A 15,676-nucleotide genomic window follows, 5' to 3' on the forward strand; every position below is an offset into this window, starting at 1 on the left:
AGCTTTCTTACTGTTGATGTAATGCGATACATGGCATTTTGAGACTTTTGTCTCGTTTGGGTATTTAATGATTTGTCTTTGTGATACTTAAGTCTCATTATGGCGATAAAGTAATCTCTTTCAGTTTTTGTTTTTATATAATTACTTTTATATCAAACTGTTAATTGTTTCACTAATGGTGGGAGGGATACCAAGTGAGAAGTGAAGTTGGCAGCGTTTATATTGCCAGTACAGCGGATACTAAAGGAAAAGAACAGAGTTATGTCCGTGATTTGATTGCAGCGACTGGCCTGAAAACCGTCACTGTCGATCTGTCAACGGCACCGTCAACGGATGTACGGATGTTGAATACTACTGATATCAGCGCAGAAACGGTGGCGTCTTACCACCCGCAGGGCGCATCGGCGGTGTTTTGCCACGACAGAGGACAGGCGATTAGCGCCATGGCGGTTGCATTTGAGCACTTCATGCTGTCCCGCAATGATATTGCCGGGCTGATCGGCCTTGGCGGTTCCGGCGGTACGGCACTGATTACGCCTGTGATGCAGGCTTTACCGATTGGGATGCCGAAGCTGATGGTTTCGACGATGGCCTCCGGCGATATTTCCGGTTACATCGGTGCCAGCGATATCAGCATGATGTATTCCGTTACCGATGTCGCAGGTCTGAACCGCATTTCTCGTCAGGTTCTCGGCAACGCCGCGCACCAGATCGCTGGCGCTGTGAAATTTCATGTTCAGGAACACCACAAAGATAAGCCTGCGATTGGCCTGACCATGTTTGGCGTAACGACGCCCTGTATTCAGGAAGCCAGTAACTTGCTGGAAGCGGAGTTTGATTGTCTGGTTTTTCACGCGACGGGCAGCGGTGGGAAAGCGATGGAAAAGCTGGTGGATAGCCATTTGCTCGCCGGCGTACTCGATCTCACCACGACGGAAGTGTGCGATTTACTGTTTGATGGCGTGCTGGCCTGTGGGCCGGAACGCTTTGACGTGATAGCCAAAACGCAGGTGCCTTATGTGGCGTCCTGCGGTGCGCTGGACATGGTGAATTTTGGCGCACCCGCCAGCGTACCGGAGAAATACGCGCATCGTCTGTTCTATAACCACAATGCGCAGGTCACGTTAATGCGCACCACCATAGATGAAAATGTCGCGATGGCGCGCTGGATGGGGGAGAAGCTGAACCGCTGCGAGGGGGAAGTTCGTTTCCTGATCCCGGAAGACGGTTTCTCCGCACTGGATGCGCCGGATCAGGCATTCTGGCACCCTGACGCGCGTGCGGCGTTTATCAGCACGCTGGAGAGCGTGGTGCAACAAACGGCAAGACGACAGATTATTCGTCTGCCTTTCCATATTAACGATCCGTTATTTGCCCATGCCGCTGTTGATGCGTTCCGGGCTTTAGTGAAATAAGAAGGGAGCCATGATGTCAGGCATGAATCGCCAGGAACTGCTGGCAAAATTCCGCGCAATGATTGCCCGCCGCGAACCGATTATCGGCGGCGGGGCGGGAACGGGGCTTTCCGCAAGATGTGAAGAAGCGGGCGGTATCGATCTGATTGTAATTTACAACTCCGGGCGCTATCGCATGGCGGGGAGAGGTTCGCTGGCTGGCTTGCTCGCTTACGGCAATGCGAATGAGATTGTCGTGGATATGGCGAAAGAGGTGCTGCCGGTTGTGAAGCATACGCCAGTGTTGGCAGGTGTAAACGGGACCGATCCTTTTTGTCAGTTTGATAAGTTTCTGGATGATCTTAAAGCGCTGGGTTTCTCCGGCGTGCAGAACTTCCCAACCGTGGGTCTGATTGACGGTAATTTCCGCGCCAATCTGGAAGAAACTGGCATGGGGTATGCGCTGGAAGTGGACATGATCCGTCTGGCGCATGAAAAAGGCATGCTGACCACGCCTTATGTGTTCAGCGCGCCGGATGCGGTCGCGATGACGAAAGCGGGGGCGGATATTATTGTGCCGCACATGGGGTTAACCACTGGCGGCAACATTGGCGCGGAAACGGCGCTGAATCTGGCGGATTGCGTTCCGTTGATTAATCACTGGGCGGATGCGGCAAAAGCCATTCGTAAGGACGTGATTGTGCTGTGTCACGGTGGGCCGATTTCAACACCGCAGGATGCACAGTTTATTATGGATCATTGCCCGCAGTGCGATGGTTTTTACGGTGCCAGCTCGATGGAGCGGTTGCCGACAGAAACCGCGTTAACGGCCACGACACAACAATTCAAAAAAATTAAGCGATAACAGACTTTTTGGGTTCTCTACCTGCCGATGCCCAAGTGGAGAGGTGGGTAAATTTTGCGCCAATATCAGGGAATACGGCCAGCTTATGCTGGCCGTAGTTTCTTGTGGGAAGGGTTAGCGCATTCCTTCAAACGGGTTCCAGCTTTTGCTGTTTCGGGTTTCTTGTAGGTAGTAGGCGTAGTTAACAGTGAGTGACCAAAGAGAGCTAAAAACAAGGCCGATAGGGGTGTCCATATATTTAGGCAGTGTGGCATCAACCACGACTTCAATAAAAGAAATAATAAAGCTAATAGAAATAACGATGCCTAATAGCGTCAGATTTTTTCGCCATAAGCCAAGTACAAAGAAGTAAATTGGGCCAAATAAGAAAGCAATAAAGTTGCCCTGAATTAAAATCCGCTTTAAAAACGTGAGATTCTTGAATGCTGCTTTATAAGCGGGCGAGGAAGGCCCGCCAAACGCATCAAAAAATGCGAAGCGGGTTTGCCATTTTTTTGAGTATTGCTTCTCTGCCGTGTTTTCCATAACAACTTCCTTGTTTAACGATATGAATAATATTTCGGTGAATAATTTCGGTAGCGATTTTACCGCATGATTTTGTTTGTCGCCACTATGGTCTTTTTACGATGCATACATGAGGCATGTTTTTATAATTACATTTTAATAATTTAATTTGTTATTAGTAGCGTGATTATGAATTAATATTGTTGTCAACGTAGTCGCATTAACGGCAGGTGAGACCGTATTTACGGTTCATTTTTATGAACCAAGCGCACATATTGTAGTAGAAGTACATGCTTGTAATTTTCGCTAATTCCAACTCTCTTTATTTTGCATGTCCAGAATTTGGACGCGGAAAAAATAACCAGCAGAATCGCGGCAATCAACGGTAAGGGGATCGCGGAGAAATGTTTACCTGATAAAGCCGCGCAGCCGGAGTTAACCCGGTCGCGCGGCGTGCTGGGGCGCACATAAATTAGCGGCGGTAATTTTTCTGTGCCGTGTTCACTTTGTACAGGTAGCGGCGTGATTCACCAGACGGGTGCTTCGTCGTCAGCGTTTGGTAGACATCGCTCGGCGACATGTTGTTGATAATGCTGACAGCGCGATCCTTATCGCTGGAGAAGACGCGTAATACGCTGCCTGCGCCACCGTTATACGCGGTGATGACGGCGTAGCGTTTCGACGTCGGGTTTTCAATCCCTGCCAGATAGCTGTTCTTCAGAATCGACAGGTAGGCGGTGCCTGCATCGATGTTCTGTTCTGGATCGAACAGGTAGCTACGGCTCGGCTGGCCCCATTTCCCTTTCATCTTGAAGACATCGCGCCCGGCGCTGTGTTGTACCACCTGCATCAAGCCCAATGCGTCGGAACGGCTGACGGCGTAAGGGTTGAAGCTGGATTCTGTCTGCATAATCGCCAGAATCAGCGACTCTTCAATGCCGTAACGCTCAGAAGCTTTACGCACCAGCGGCAGGTATTTATGCGCACGCTTATCCAGGTGGTTCGGCACAAGCTGGATCGTGACCGACCAGATCACATGCAGGCCGGAGGTGCGTTTTTGTAGGCGGTTCTGGAGCAGATAATCCGCGAAGCTAGCGGCGCGCCCTTCCCAGCGGATCGGTTGTCCGGTGTTATCCAGCACCTGTCCGTACAGCAGCGGTTCGCGGCTGATCTGAATGTCGTTAGCATCGGAATACAGGTCAGTGTTCGTGGCGTCATCGCCCATCAGCAGGGTGGTAATGATCGCCTGGCGCAGGCTGGCAACGGAATTGGTCGCCGCAATGGTTTCGATAGTGATTGAACCGGCATCAAAGTTGATGTGGCTACGTGTTTGGTATTGATCGGTGTATTTAACGTAGTCTTTTGGGCCTGCGATCAGTACTTCATTCATGCCCCAGATATTTTCAATGTTGTGGGCAAATTGCCCCATCAAAATATCGAAGGCGTTGGTGTCCTTGATAAACTCTTCGTTGTCGGCATTCCCTTTGTTTCCTGAACAGGAAACCAGCAGTGGTGCAATCACCAGCAGCGCTAACATTTTCTTCATATAACAAGCCGTGTCGGAATAGGGACGTTAGCGGGCCGAAAGCCCGCCATCTTAGTGGCTCGGAGGCGTATAGCCTTCGATGTGAACGTCCTTCCCTTCAAACAGGAACTTGATCATTTCCTGTTCCAGTAACTTACGATCGTCAACATTCATCATGCTGAGTTTTTTTTCGTTGATCAGCATGGTTTGCTTGGTTTGCCACTGCGCCCAGGCTTCTTTAGAAATTTCGTTATAGATGCGCTTGCCCAGATCGCCGGGGTAGAGCTGGAAATCCTGCCCGTCGGCGTCGCGTTGTAAAAAGGTACAAAAAATCGTTCTGCTCATGCTTCTTCCTCATCAATGGCGCAGGCATTCAAATGTGTTGACTGCGGGTGAGCCAGCTCCCTCAGCAGACGTTCTACCGGGGCGGCCAGTCCGACAGACGGCGGCTGCGCTAAGTTATACCAGAGACCTGCACCGTCATCCATGCAGGACCTGTTTTGTGAACGATTGATCTGCGATACGTCCAGCCAGAGCGGAACGATATCCAGATGAAAATGGCTAAATGTGTGGCGGAACGCGACAAGCTGTTGCAATCCATCAGGATTCAGACCACGTTGTTGCAGCCAGAGTTCCAATTCCTGCCGTTCGCTAAACTGTGGGAAGCAAAATAGCCCGCCCCACAGCCCCACCGCGGGGCGCTGTTGCAGCCAGACCTGAGAACCCTGTTGCATTAGCAAGAACCAGCCGGTTTTTTCCGGCAGCGTCTGCTTCGGTTTCTTTCCGGGGTATTGTGCCCAACTGTGGTTGGCGTAGGCCACACAGCCCGTGCTCAGTGGGCATAGCTCGCACTTGGGGCGACTGCGGGTGCAAACCATTGCGCCGAGATCCATCATGGCCTGATTAAACTGGCTGACGCCTTCGGCTGGCGTGACGTCTTCACTCCGCGTCCACAGTTTCTTCTCGACTTCTTTCTTACCTGGCCAGCCGTCAACAGCGTAGCAGCGTGCCAGCACGCGCTTCACGTTGCCGTCGAGAATCGGGTAATGCTGGCCGAGAGAGAGCGACAGTACGGCTCCGGCGGTAGAACGCCCAACGCCTGGCAGCGCTGCCACTTCATCAAAGGTGGTGGGGAATTCGCCGCCGTGGTGTGCCACGATGGTTTGTGCTGCTTTATGCAGATTGCGCGCACGGGCGTAGTACCCCAGCCCGGTCCATAGATGGAGCACTTCATCCAGCGGTGCTGCCGCCAGCGCGCCCACGTTTGGAAAACGTTCCATAAAGCGTTGGAAATAGGGAATAACCGTGGTGACCTGCGTTTGTTGCAACATCACCTCGGATAGCCATACTTTATAGGGCGTTTTCTCAAGCTGCCACGGCAAGGTTTTACGGCCATAGCGTTGATACCAGTTCAGCACCTGGTGGGCGAACTGCTGCGCTTGCATCATAAAATGGGATCACTATCCGACAGGTAAAAAGTTTGACAGCGATTCCAGCACAGAGTGAATGTGCTGTAAACCGGAACTTTCCGAGGCGGTGGGCTTGCTAAACCACGGTATCCTTGCATAATGCGCGTTTCCTTAACGAAATCGGACAGCAAGTAAGCACTCTTTATGATTAACAACGTCATTTCACCGGAATTTGATGAAAACGGACGCCCGATGCGTCGTATCCGCAGTTTTGTTCGCCGTCAGGGGCGTTTGACCAATGGGCAACAACTGGCGCTGGATAACTACTGGCCGGTGATGGGCGTGGAATATCAGACCGAGCCGGTTGATTTTAAATCATTATTTGGTCGTGACGCGCCAGTGGTGTTGGAGATCGGCTTTGGGATGGGCGCCTCGCTGGTGACAATGGCGGCACAGCATCCCGAGCAGAATTTCCTCGGTATTGAAGTTCACCTTCCAGGCGTAGGAGCGTGCCTCGCTTCCGCACAGGAGGCGGGCATCAACAATCTGCGTGTGATGTGCCACGACGCGATTGAAGTGCTGATGAACATGATCCCCGATGGTTCATTGTCCATGGTGCAACTTTTCTTCCCCGATCCGTGGCACAAAGCCCGCCATAATAAACGCCGCATCGTCCAGGTGCCTTTCGTTGAACAGGTACAGAGCAAACTAAAGGTTGGCGGTGTGTTCCATATGGCAACAGATTGGGAACCTTATGCGCAACACATGCTCGAAGTGATGACGTCTGTTGCCGGGTATCGCAACCTTTCCGATAAGAATGACTACGTTGAGCGGCCGGAGTCCCGCCCGCTGACGAAATTTGAAGCGCGCGGCCAGCGTTTGGGGCATGGCGTATGGGATCTGATGTTTGAGAGGATAAAATAAAATGGCACAAGCTCGTAGCCGTCGTTTACGTAAAAAACTTCACATTGATGAGTTTCAGGAATTAGGTTTTTCGGTCAGCTTCCGTTTTCCAGAAGGCACTAGCGTGGAAGACATCGATCAACTGATGGATAAGTTCGTCGATGACGTGATTGAACCACAGGGGCTGGCATTTGAAGGCAGCGGCTATCTGCAATGGGAAGGCCTGATCTGTCTGCAAAAGCTGGGGCACTGTACCGAAGAGCACCGCCAACTGGTTAGCCGCTGGTTAGAAGAGCAGAAACTGACGGATGTGAAAGTCAGCGACCTGTTCGATATCTGGTGGGATCTGCCGGAAAACCTGCTGTAATGTCGATTGAAATCAAAGCGTTTTTTTAAGTAAACGCTTTGATCTAAGCAAAAAGGCCTGAGCGGATGTTGGCTCAGGCATCATTCTCTTCATCAAGGCGTAGATTGCCGCTCTCCCGCTACTGCCGTTGTTTTCTTCAGGAGAAAATATGTCGCGTAAAATGACTTTGGGTGTGTTGATGTTGCTGTCCTGGCACGCGCAGGCGGCCTACCAGTGCAACGTAAATCCGCAGGACGACATCATCATTAGTCCACAGCACGTACAGGTCGTGGGTGCCAGCGGCAATTTACAGCTTTCCCCACAGGGCGATATTGTCCGTAACGGAACGCCACTGACTCTTAACGCTGAACAGCGCCAGAAAGCCAAAGCCTATCAGGCAGATTTACGCCAGCAGTTGCCGTGGATCGATCAGGGCGCGCAGCAGCATCTGGAAAAAGCGCGGGTCGCGCTGGATAACGTGATCGTGCAGGAACTGGGCAGCGACAGCAATGTGCGCAATCGTCTGACTACGTTGGATAAACAGCTTAAACAGCAGATGAACCGTATTATCGAGCACCGCAGCGATGGCCTGACGTTCCACCATCAGGCGATTAAACAGGTTGAGCAAGACGGTAAACAGATCGTGCAGCAAAGCATGGGCGGCGTTTTGCAGGATAGCCTGAACGAGATGGGGGTGAAACAGATGTCCAGCGGCGGTAACCCGTTACAGGCCATGATGGGTAACCTCGGCGGTTTGCAGAAAGCGATTCAGGCCGAGTGGAATAATCAGGAACTGGAGTTCCAACGCTTTGGCAATGACGTATGTAGCCGCGTCACATCGTTGGAAAACCAGCGCAAAGATCTGTTGCAGACGCTGAAATAATTCTTCAACGTTCTGTACACGCATTAAAAGAAAACCGGGCGATGCCCGGTTTCTTGCGTTATGGTGCTGGGAACGTGAAGCGACGGTGGATCGCTTCTAGCTCATCGAGGATCTCGCCGTCCAGCGTCAGGTTCTGGCTGTCGAGGTTGATTTGCAACTGTTCCAGCGTGGTCGCACCCAGCAGCGTACTGGCGACGAACGGTTGCTGACGCACAAACGCCAATGCCATCTGCGCTGGATTCAGGCCGTGCTTGTGCGCCAGCGCGACATATTCGGCAATGGCTAACTGAGACTGAGTCCCCGTATAGCGGGTGAAACGGCTAAACAGCGTGTTACGTGCGTTAGCTGGTTTCGCACCATTCAGGTATTTCCCCGTCAGCGTACCGAATGCCAGCGATGAATAGGCGAGGAGTTCAACCCCTTCATGCTGGCTGACCTCCGCCAAACCGACTTCAAAGCTGCGGTTCAGCAGGCTATAGGGATTCTGGATCGACACGATGCGTGGCAGATCGTGTTTTTCCGCCAGATGCAGATAACGCATCACCCCCCACGGGGTTTCGTTGGAAACGCCAACGTAGCGGATCTTACCGGCACGCACCTGCTCATTTAGTGCTTCCAGCGTTTCCAGCAGCGTCACGACCGGTTTGTCGTCGGTATATTGATAGTTCAATTTGCCGAAGCAATTAGTCTGGCGCTGTGGCCAATGCAGTTGATAGAGATCGATATAGTCGGTGTTCAGGCGTTGCAGGCTGGCATCCAGCGCCGCACGAATATTTTTTCTGTCGAGCGCCTGTTGTGGGCGAATACTGTGATCGTTTCCGCGCACAGGGCCGGAGACTTTACTGGCCACAATCAGTTTTTCACGTCCTCCACGGGATTTCAGCCAGGAACCGATATAGCGCTCAGTTAGCCCCTGCGTTTCCGGGCGTGGAGGAACGGCATACATTTCTGCTGTGTCAATCAGGTTAACACCTGCGGCAATGGCGTGATCTAACTGGGCATGAGCGTCAGCTTCGCTGTTCTGTTCGCCAAAGGTCATCGTACCAAGACCCAGCACGCTCACTTCTAAAGAACTATGGGGAATACGGTGATATTGCATTGCCAGCTTCCTTATGTCTGAAAATAGCAGATGTATTTCCCGTCATCTCCGCATGATTTGCTGCGATTCCAATGAATTTGGGAAAACACACCTGAATTCGACTATAACCAAGCCGTGGCGAGTGGGGAAGTCTCTTCTGTTACCCTGGGCAGGATTTTGCAGGAAAGCACTGCCCGATGGAGGACATATCGGGCTAAAGCTGCGGTTAGCGCTGCACGATTTGGGAAATTTGGGCGCTGTTGATTTGTTTCTGATTACCTTGTTCATCGGTATAACTGAGCAGCCCGGTATCGTTATCCAGCACCGGTTTTCCCTGCGTTAAGAGCATTTGCCCCTCTTTCGTCGCCATCACGTAGTCGCTGGAACAGCCCGTAAGGGTGAATAATAATGCCAGTGTAACTGCCATTTTCATCCGTATTTTCATCGTATTAACCCGTTAATAAATGCAAAAACCTAAGGTGAGTCTAGCAAAGGGGCGCGGGGGATAACGTAGGAATAATGGCAAAAATGCGTTTTGAGGGAATAATTTTGTGTCACTTAACCTGCATAAAGTGGCGAGCCAGGAGCGGCGCGGTAAAGGTTTTTTTCAGGTAGAAGCCGCGCGGTAAGGTCAGAATCGGTTGGCCAAACTCGCCAATCGCCTCGGTTAATGCCCGGCTATTTGCCGCTTTGGGGCGTAGCTGTAGCACTTCACCCTGTCGGGCGGTGATGTTTTCTACCTGACCAAGCACAATCAGATCCATCAACTCTTCCCAATCGCAGCGCAACTGTTCCTCTTCCTCTTCATTCGGGCTCCAGATCAGCGGTGTACCAATACGGCGCTCTCCCAGTGGAATGTGTCGCGAGCCTTCTACCGGAATCCACAGTACCCTGGCGAGCTTGTGCCGTACGTGGCTACTTTCCCACGTCACACCGCTGTTACCTGTTAACGGTGCGACACAGACGAAGGTGGTTTCCAGCGGCTTGCCCTGTTCATCAATCGGGATAGTTTTTAGCTCAACGCCGATGTCAGGGAAATCTTGCTCGGGCTTGCTGCCTGCGCTTGCGCCCAGAAAGCGCTCCAACAAGACACCAATCCAGCCTTTATCCCGTTTCAGATTGGCGGGAAGGGGCAGACGAGCGATGTCTGCTAATTCCGCGAGATTATAACCCGCGAGAGAGTGCGCGCGTTCCAGCAAAGCCTGCTCATTTGGTGGCGTAGTCGAGTGAACCGTGGGTGAATTCATAGCGTATAGTCCGATATTTTTTCGCTCAAAAAAAATACAATGGATAGAGGATACCGATACACAGCCTATAAGACTGTGGAGAGAAACAATAATAGCATGATTCGTAGTACTTTTTTTCAGTGTGATGGCGATCACTTAACATCGTTTCACAAACTGTGCACGACTAGCCACCGACAATAAACAGGATCTTACACTAGGTTATCCACAGATTTCTTGGATAACCCACATAAACATGAATTACTGGTTCGATTTACAGCCTTGACTCCTCGCCTTTTTGCTGTTTTTGCCTATTTATTGCCTGACTTTGAGGTATTGCCTGTGGATAAAATCGACATAGTGCGATCTTTCGCCAATCTTGCATCGTATGCCATTTGAACAAAAAATAGGGGGGCGTGATTTCAATTAAAATGGTTTGTAATTTAATGAATAGAAAGCACTATTTTTTAATTTACAGTAGTGTTTTTTCTTCATGAAAAATGAGTTTTACTCACTTCTTCATGGGTTCTGCACAAAGATGTCCACAGAAAAAGTGAATAAATTGCGGATTCCAGTCTTCATGTGTTTATAACTTTGATCTTATCTGTGGGTTATCTTAATTTTATTAGTATCACATGCTTTCTAAGCAGTGGTTTACCACCTGACGGGAGTGTGAAACAATCAGGTTATCTTTGCATTGATGTTTATCGAGGTAGTCCGGTGATCGATGATGATGGCTACCGCCCAAACGTAGGTATTGTAATTTGTAATCGGCAGGGGCAGGTGATGTGGGCCCGGCGCTATGGTCAGCATTCATGGCAGTTTCCACAAGGGGGGATTAACCCCGGTGAAAGTGCTGAACAGGCAATGTACCGCGAACTGTTTGAAGAGGTCGGGTTAAGAAAAAAGGATGTGCGCGTGTTGGCATCTACCCGCAACTGGTTACGCTATAAATTACCGAAGCGTTTGGTGCGTTGGGATACAAAACCGGTCTGTATCGGCCAAAAGCAGAAATGGTTTTTGCTACAGTTAATGTGTAATGAGTCGGATATCAATATGCAGAGCAGTGGCACGCCAGAGTTTGATGGTTGGCGCTGGGTGAGTTACTGGTATCCGGTACGTCAGGTCGTCTCTTTTAAGCGGGACGTGTATCGTCGCGTGATGAAAGAATTTATCAGCCCGGTGATCCAGCTCCAGGAGAGTGTTGCGGCGCGGGTGGCGACTCCATCCGGTCCTCGGCGGAAAAGAGGGTAATTCAGGCACATTATGCTCACGCGCTTGCGAGAAATTGTCGAAAACGTTGCGGCAACGGCCCGCCTCAGTGATGCGCTGGACATTCTGGTCAATGAGACCTGCCAGGCGATGGACACGGAAGTCTGTTCCATTTATCTGGCCGATCACGATCGTCAATGTTATTACCTGATGGCGACGCGTGGGTTGAAGAAACCGCGTGGGCGTACGGTCACACTGGCGTTTGGGCAAGGCATTGTCGGGCTGGTTGGGCAACGCGCTGAGCCTATCAACCTGGCTGATGCCCGCACACACCCCAGCTTCAAATATATTCCTGCCGTGAAAGAGCAACATTTTCGCTCTTTCCTTGGTGTGCCTATTATCCACCGTCGTCACCTGCTAGGCGTGCTGGTCGTGCAACAGCGTGAACATCGTCAGTTTGATAAAAACGAAGAATCGTTCATGGTGACGCTGGCTACACAGATGGCCGCGATCCTTTCCCTTTCGCAGATAAAAACACTCTTTGGCCAATACCGTCAGACGCGTGTTAAGGCGTTGGTCGCCGCACCCGGTGTGGCGATTGCTCCCGGCTGGCAGGATTGCACCCAACCTTCTCTGGAACAGATTTTCCCTGCATCGAGTCTGGACAGCGAACGTGAGCGTTCCCGTTTAACGCAAGCATTGGAAGAGGCAACGGCGGAATTCCGTCGTTTCAGTAAACGGTTTAGCGCCAGCGCGCAGAAAGAGAGCGCGGCGATTTTCGATTTGTACTCGCACTTGCTCAATGATGCGCGGCTCAAGCGTGAACTGTTTCAGGAAGTGGATGCGGGCAATGCTGCTGAGTGGGCCGTCAAACTGGTCATTGAACGTTTTGCCGCGCAGTTCACCAATTTGCAGGATACCTACTTGCGTGAGCGCGCGGGCGATCTGCGAGCGTTAGGGCAGCGGCTACTGTTCCACCTCGACGACAACGCGCAAATCATGGGGCAATGGCCTGAGCGTTTCATCCTCGTGGCAGACGAATTAACGGCCACGCTGCTGGCGGAATTGCCGCCGGAGCGGTTGGCTGGCGTGGTTGTCTATGACGGCGCGGCCAATTCGCATGCGGCGATTTTGGTGCGGGCCATGGGCATTCCGACGCTGGTTGGCGCGGATATTCAGCCTGAGCTGCTGCACCAGCGCCAACTGATCATCGATGGCTATCGCGGTGAACTACTGGTCGATCCCGAACCTGTGCTGGTGCAGGAATACCAGCGCCTGCTGACGGAAGAACATGAACTGACCCGCCTTGCCGAAGGCGAAATGGAGCAACCTGCCGTGCTGAAAAGCGGTGAGCGCATTCAGGTTATGCTGAATGCGGGGTTAAGCGCCGAGCACGAAAAACGTTTTATCAATCAGGTCGATGGCGTAGGGCTGTACCGCACGGAAATCCCGTTTATGCTGCAAAACGGTTTTCCGTCCGAAGATGAGCAGATGGCGCAATACCAAAGCATGTTGCAGCTCTATCCTACGCGCCCGGTGATGCTGCGCACGCTGGATATCGGTGCGGATAAGCCACTGCCTTATCTACCGATAAGCGAGGAGAATCCGTGCCTTGGCTGGCGCGGTATTCGTATTACGCTCGACCAGCCTGAAATCTTTCTGATTCAGGTGCGTGCCATGCTGCGTGCTAACGCGCATATCGGCAACCTCAATATCCTGTTGCCGATGATCAGCAGTCTGGATGAAATCAGCGAAGCGCGTCGGCTGATCGAACAGGCGGCGAATGAGGTCGAGGAATTACTGGGCTTCCCACAGCCCAAGCCGCGCATTGGGATTATGATCGAAGTGCCGTCGATGCTGTTCCTGCTCCCTCATTTAGCTTCCCGTATCGATTTTGTTTCGGTCGGGACTAACGATCTTACGCAGTACCTGTTAGCCGTGGATCGCAATAACGCGCATGTGGCGTCACTTTATGACAGCCTGCATCCTTCCATGTTACAAGCGCTGAATATGATCGCCGTCGAATGCCAACGCTATGACATTCCGCTTTCCGTCTGCGGTGAAATGGCGGGAGAAGCTCTGGGGGCACTGCTGCTGACCGCGCTGGGATATCGTTCGCTTAGTATGAACGGGCGCAGCGTCGCGCGAATTAAATATCTGCTGCGTCAGATTACGCTGGCTGAGTCGCAGACATTGGTGAAGCAATTGTTGAGCGCACAGAGCGCAACGGAAGTCCGGCAGTGGGCGGCAATTTTCATGGAAGAACGCGGGCTGGGCGGCTTGATTCGCGGTGGTCGTTAATCAGTAACGCAGCCAACGCCCATACAGCTTGAAGTATGACGAGTAGTAATGTTTTACAGAACTTTTCCCCTCAGCAAGCAACGAGCGCGGGTGCGTATGCTATGATTTGCCACCGCGGTTCGCAGGAACGGATGCATTCTCCTGCTTTTTGCCTATCAATGACGATCCCGCAAACAGGGATAACACAATAAAATATGTGGTGAATGATGACGACAAGCTATTTGACGTTCCCTCAGTTTGATCCAGTGCTTTTTTCAATTGGCCCGCTGGCGCTGCACTGGTATGGGCTGATGTATCTGGTGGGTTTTGTATTTGCCATGTGGCTGGCGGTGCGTCGGGCAAATAAACCGGGTAGTGGCTGGACCAAAGATGAAGTCGAAAACCTGCTGTATATGGGGTTCCTTGGCGTCTTTGTCGGCGGGCGTTTGGGCTACGTTCTGTTTTATGCCTTTCCATCATTTCTTGAAAACCCGCTCTATCTTTTCAAAGTCTGGGATGGCGGCATGTCGTTCCACGGTGGCCTAATAGGCGTCATCGGCGTGATGCTGTGGTTCGCGCACAGAACCAAACGCCATTTCTTCCAGGTTGCTGATTTTATTGCACCTTTGATTCCTTTCGGGCTTGGTGCAGGCCGCTTGGGCAACTTCATCAACGGCGAACTGTGGGGACGCGTGACGACGGACACGCCGTGGGCGATGCTGTTTCCAGGCTCGCGTAGTGAAGATATGATGCTGGCCGTCGGTAACCCGCAGTGGCAGGCGATTTTCAATCAGTACGGCATGCTGCCGCGTCATCCTTCTCAGCTTTATCAGATGTTACTAGAGGGTGTGGCGCTGTTTATCATTCTGAATCTCTTTATTCGTAAATCCCGGCCGATGGGCAGCGTATGCGGGCTTTTCCTGATTAGTTACGGCACGTTCCGAATCATTACTGAGTTCTTCCGTCAGCCGGATGCGCAACTGGGGCTGTTTCTCAACCTGTTGAGCATGGGACAAATCCTGTCTCTGCCGATGGTGATCGCCGGTATTCTGATGATGGTCTGGGCTTATCGCCGTCAGCCTGCACAGCAATAGTTCGCTGTCTTTTTTAATTTTGTGGTGAGGTAGTATGAAACAGTATCTGGATCTGATGAAGAAAGTGCTTGAAGAAGGCACGCCGAAAGCCGACCGTACCGGCACGGGTACGCGTTCTATTTTCGGTCATCAGATGCGTTTCAACTTGCAGGACGGGTTTCCGCTGGTTACCACTAAGAAATGCCACCTGCGTTCGATTATCCATGAACTGCTCTGGTTTTTGAACGGTGATACCAATGTTGCTTATCTGCATGAAAACAAAGTCAGCATTTGGGACGAGTGGGCAGATGAGAACGGTGATTTGGGGCCAGTGTACGGTAAGCAGTGGCGTTCATGGGGCGCCGCAGATGGCCGTCAGATTGACCAGTTGAAGAATGTCCTGACCCAACTGAGACAGGATCCAGACTCTCGCCGTATTATCGTATCGGCCTGGAACGTGGGTGAGCTAGATAAAATGGCGCTGGCACCGTGCCACGCATTTTTCCAGTTTTATGTGGCGGATGGCAAACTCTCTTGCCAGCTTTATCAACGTTCGTGCGATATCTTCCTGGGTTTGCCGTTCAATATCGCCAGCTATGCGCTGTTGGTGCATATGGTGGCGCAGCAGTGCGATCTGGAAGTGGGTGATTTCGTCTGGACGGGTGGCGACACGCACCTGTACAACAATCATATGGAACAGACGCATTTGCAACTGAGCCGTGAACCGCGCGCGTTGCCTAAACTGGTGATCAAACGCCGACCGGATACATTGTTTGACTACCGTTTCGAGGATTTTGACATCGAAGGGTACGATCCGCATCCTGCCATCAAAGCACCGGTTGCGATCTAAAACGTCCCCATGTTTTTCTGGGCCGCGTCATGCGGCCTTTTTTGCGTCCTCATTTTCCCTACCTCCCCGCAGCCTGCTTTTTGTTGTTACATCGTTGCAGTAAAACATTGCGAACCGCCGCGTATAACGCC

At 51.7% G+C, this 15,676-nt stretch carries 16 protein-coding genes; 9 read left to right on the forward strand and 7 right to left on the reverse strand.

The genetic code is table 11. The features are described from left to right. Positions 1-194: 194 nt before the first annotated feature. On the forward strand, positions 195-1,415 hold the full coding sequence (locus tag OI69_RS11610) for a Tm-1-like ATP-binding domain-containing protein (RefSeq protein ID WP_039350392.1): 1,221 nt from the start codon (positions 195-197) through the stop codon (positions 1,413-1,415). 10 nt (positions 1,416-1,425) lie between these two features. Beyond that, positions 1,426-2,259: a phosphoenolpyruvate hydrolase family protein gene (locus tag OI69_RS11615; protein ID WP_154715546.1), complete on the forward strand. Its 834-nt coding sequence runs from the start codon at positions 1,426-1,428 to the stop codon at positions 2,257-2,259. A 114-nt stretch (positions 2,260-2,373) separates the two neighbouring features. Here the strand turns inward: OI69_RS11615 and OI69_RS11620 are convergent, their stop codons facing one another. The 4 genes from OI69_RS11620 to mutY form a co-directional block, all read right to left on the reverse strand. Then, positions 2,374-2,784, reverse strand: coding sequence for a DUF2628 domain-containing protein (locus OI69_RS11620; RefSeq protein ID WP_039350403.1), 411 nt, complete (start codon positions 2,782-2,784; stop codon positions 2,374-2,376). Positions 2,785-3,235: 451 nt separating this feature from the next. Next, entirely contained in the window at positions 3,236-4,309 is a 1,074-nt protein-coding gene (gene mltC / locus OI69_RS11625) for a membrane-bound lytic murein transglycosylase MltC (RefSeq protein WP_039350406.1), read from the reverse strand. A 51-nt stretch (positions 4,310-4,360) separates the two neighbouring features. After that, on the reverse strand, positions 4,361-4,633 hold the full coding sequence (locus OI69_RS11630) for an oxidative damage protection protein (RefSeq protein ID WP_010282845.1): 273 nt from the start codon (positions 4,631-4,633) through the stop codon (positions 4,361-4,363). After that, complete coding sequence (mutY, locus tag OI69_RS11635; RefSeq protein WP_039350409.1) at positions 4,630-5,736, reverse strand: A/G-specific adenine glycosylase; 1,107 nt, start codon at positions 5,734-5,736, stop codon at positions 4,630-4,632. Before mutY ends, OI69_RS11630 begins: the two co-directional genes overlap by 4 nt. 165 nt (positions 5,737-5,901) lie before the next feature. On the opposite strand from mutY, the gene trmB reads away from it, so the two are divergent. The 3 genes from trmB (at position 5,902) to OI69_RS11650 (ending at position 7,829) form a co-directional block, all read left to right on the forward strand. Continuing rightward, complete coding sequence (trmB, locus tag OI69_RS11640; RefSeq protein ID WP_039350413.1) at positions 5,902-6,621, forward strand: tRNA (guanosine(46)-N7)-methyltransferase TrmB; 720 nt, start codon at positions 5,902-5,904, stop codon at positions 6,619-6,621. A 1-nt stretch (position 6,622) separates the two neighbouring features. After that, complete coding sequence (locus OI69_RS11645; RefSeq protein ID WP_039350430.1) at positions 6,623-6,967, forward strand: YggL family protein; 345 nt, start codon at positions 6,623-6,625, stop codon at positions 6,965-6,967. A 148-nt stretch (positions 6,968-7,115) separates the two neighbouring features. Next, complete coding sequence (locus tag OI69_RS11650) at positions 7,116-7,829, forward strand: YggN family protein (protein WP_039350433.1); 714 nt, start codon at positions 7,116-7,118, stop codon at positions 7,827-7,829. A 58-nt stretch (positions 7,830-7,887) separates the two neighbouring features. On the opposite strand, the gene OI69_RS11655 is transcribed toward OI69_RS11650, so the two are convergent. The 3 genes from OI69_RS11655 to mutH all read right to left on the reverse strand — a co-directional run bounded on the left by OI69_RS11655 (position 7,888) and on the right by mutH (position 10,154). After that, positions 7,888-8,928 carry an NADP(H)-dependent aldo-keto reductase gene (locus OI69_RS11655; RefSeq protein WP_039350436.1) on the reverse strand — a complete coding sequence of 347 codons (1,041 nt, stop codon included), beginning with the start codon at positions 8,926-8,928 and terminating at the stop codon, positions 7,888-7,890. A gap of 205 nt (positions 8,929-9,133) precedes the next feature. Continuing rightward, positions 9,134-9,340, reverse strand: coding sequence for a YgdI/YgdR family lipoprotein (locus OI69_RS11660; RefSeq protein WP_080752639.1), 207 nt, complete (start codon positions 9,338-9,340; stop codon positions 9,134-9,136). 121 nt (positions 9,341-9,461) lie between these two features. Continuing rightward, positions 9,462-10,154 carry a DNA mismatch repair endonuclease MutH gene (gene mutH / locus OI69_RS11665; RefSeq protein ID WP_039350441.1) on the reverse strand — a complete coding sequence of 231 codons (693 nt, stop codon included), beginning with the start codon at positions 10,152-10,154 and terminating at the stop codon, positions 9,462-9,464. Positions 10,155-10,850: 696 nt separating this feature from the next. Between mutH and rppH the strand changes: the two genes are divergently transcribed. The 4 genes from rppH to thyA all read left to right on the forward strand — a co-directional run bounded on the left by rppH (position 10,851) and on the right by thyA (position 15,545). After that, a complete protein-coding gene (gene rppH, locus OI69_RS11670; RefSeq protein ID WP_039350444.1) occupies positions 10,851-11,384 on the forward strand; it encodes an RNA pyrophosphohydrolase in 534 nt (177 codons plus the stop codon). A 12-nt stretch (positions 11,385-11,396) separates the two neighbouring features. Beyond that, positions 11,397-13,643 carry a phosphoenolpyruvate--protein phosphotransferase gene (ptsP, locus tag OI69_RS11675; RefSeq protein WP_039350450.1) on the forward strand — a complete coding sequence of 749 codons (2,247 nt, stop codon included), beginning with the start codon at positions 11,397-11,399 and terminating at the stop codon, positions 13,641-13,643. 206 nt (positions 13,644-13,849) lie between these two features. Beyond that, entirely contained in the window at positions 13,850-14,716 is an 867-nt protein-coding gene (gene lgt, locus OI69_RS11680; RefSeq protein ID WP_039350806.1) for a prolipoprotein diacylglyceryl transferase, read from the forward strand. A 34-nt stretch (positions 14,717-14,750) separates the two neighbouring features. Next, positions 14,751-15,545: a thymidylate synthase gene (gene thyA, locus OI69_RS11685; protein ID WP_039350465.1), complete on the forward strand. Its 795-nt coding sequence runs from the start codon at positions 14,751-14,753 to the stop codon at positions 15,543-15,545. Positions 15,546-15,676 lie beyond the last annotated feature (131 nt).

This window comes from Pectobacterium fontis (genome assembly GCF_000803215.1).
GTDB classification, from domain to species: domain Bacteria; phylum Pseudomonadota; class Gammaproteobacteria; order Enterobacterales; family Enterobacteriaceae; genus Pectobacterium; species Pectobacterium fontis.

Excerpts from the sequence above, each read along its gene's own strand:
- OI69_RS11615 (WP_154715546.1), top strand. The coding sequence starts at position 1,426 with ATGATGTCAGGCATGAATCGCCAGGAACTGCTGGCAAAATTCCGCGCA.
- OI69_RS11620 (WP_039350403.1), bottom strand. The coding sequence starts at position 2,784 with ATGGAAAACACGGCAGAGAAGCAATACTCAAAAAAATGGCAAACCCGC.
- mltC (WP_039350406.1), bottom strand. The coding sequence starts at position 4,309 with ATGAAGAAAATGTTAGCGCTGCTGGTGATTGCACCACTGCTGGTTTCC.
- OI69_RS11630 (WP_010282845.1), bottom strand. The coding sequence starts at position 4,633 with ATGAGCAGAACGATTTTTTGTACCTTTTTACAACGCGACGCCGACGGG.
- mutY (WP_039350409.1), bottom strand. The coding sequence starts at position 5,736 with ATGATGCAAGCGCAGCAGTTCGCCCACCAGGTGCTGAACTGGTATCAA.
- trmB (WP_039350413.1), top strand. The coding sequence starts at position 5,902 with ATGATTAACAACGTCATTTCACCGGAATTTGATGAAAACGGACGCCCG.
- OI69_RS11645 (WP_039350430.1), top strand. The coding sequence starts at position 6,623 with ATGGCACAAGCTCGTAGCCGTCGTTTACGTAAAAAACTTCACATTGAT.
- OI69_RS11650 (WP_039350433.1), top strand. The coding sequence starts at position 7,116 with ATGTCGCGTAAAATGACTTTGGGTGTGTTGATGTTGCTGTCCTGGCAC.
- OI69_RS11655 (WP_039350436.1), bottom strand. The coding sequence starts at position 8,928 with ATGCAATATCACCGTATTCCCCATAGTTCTTTAGAAGTGAGCGTGCTG.
- OI69_RS11660 (WP_080752639.1), bottom strand. The coding sequence starts at position 9,340 with ATGAAAATGGCAGTTACACTGGCATTATTATTCACCCTTACGGGCTGT.
- mutH (WP_039350441.1), bottom strand. The coding sequence starts at position 10,154 with ATGAATTCACCCACGGTTCACTCGACTACGCCACCAAATGAGCAGGCT.
- ptsP (WP_039350450.1), top strand. The coding sequence starts at position 11,397 with ATGCTCACGCGCTTGCGAGAAATTGTCGAAAACGTTGCGGCAACGGCC.
- lgt (WP_039350806.1), top strand. The coding sequence starts at position 13,850 with ATGACGACAAGCTATTTGACGTTCCCTCAGTTTGATCCAGTGCTTTTT.
- thyA (WP_039350465.1), top strand. The coding sequence starts at position 14,751 with ATGAAACAGTATCTGGATCTGATGAAGAAAGTGCTTGAAGAAGGCACG.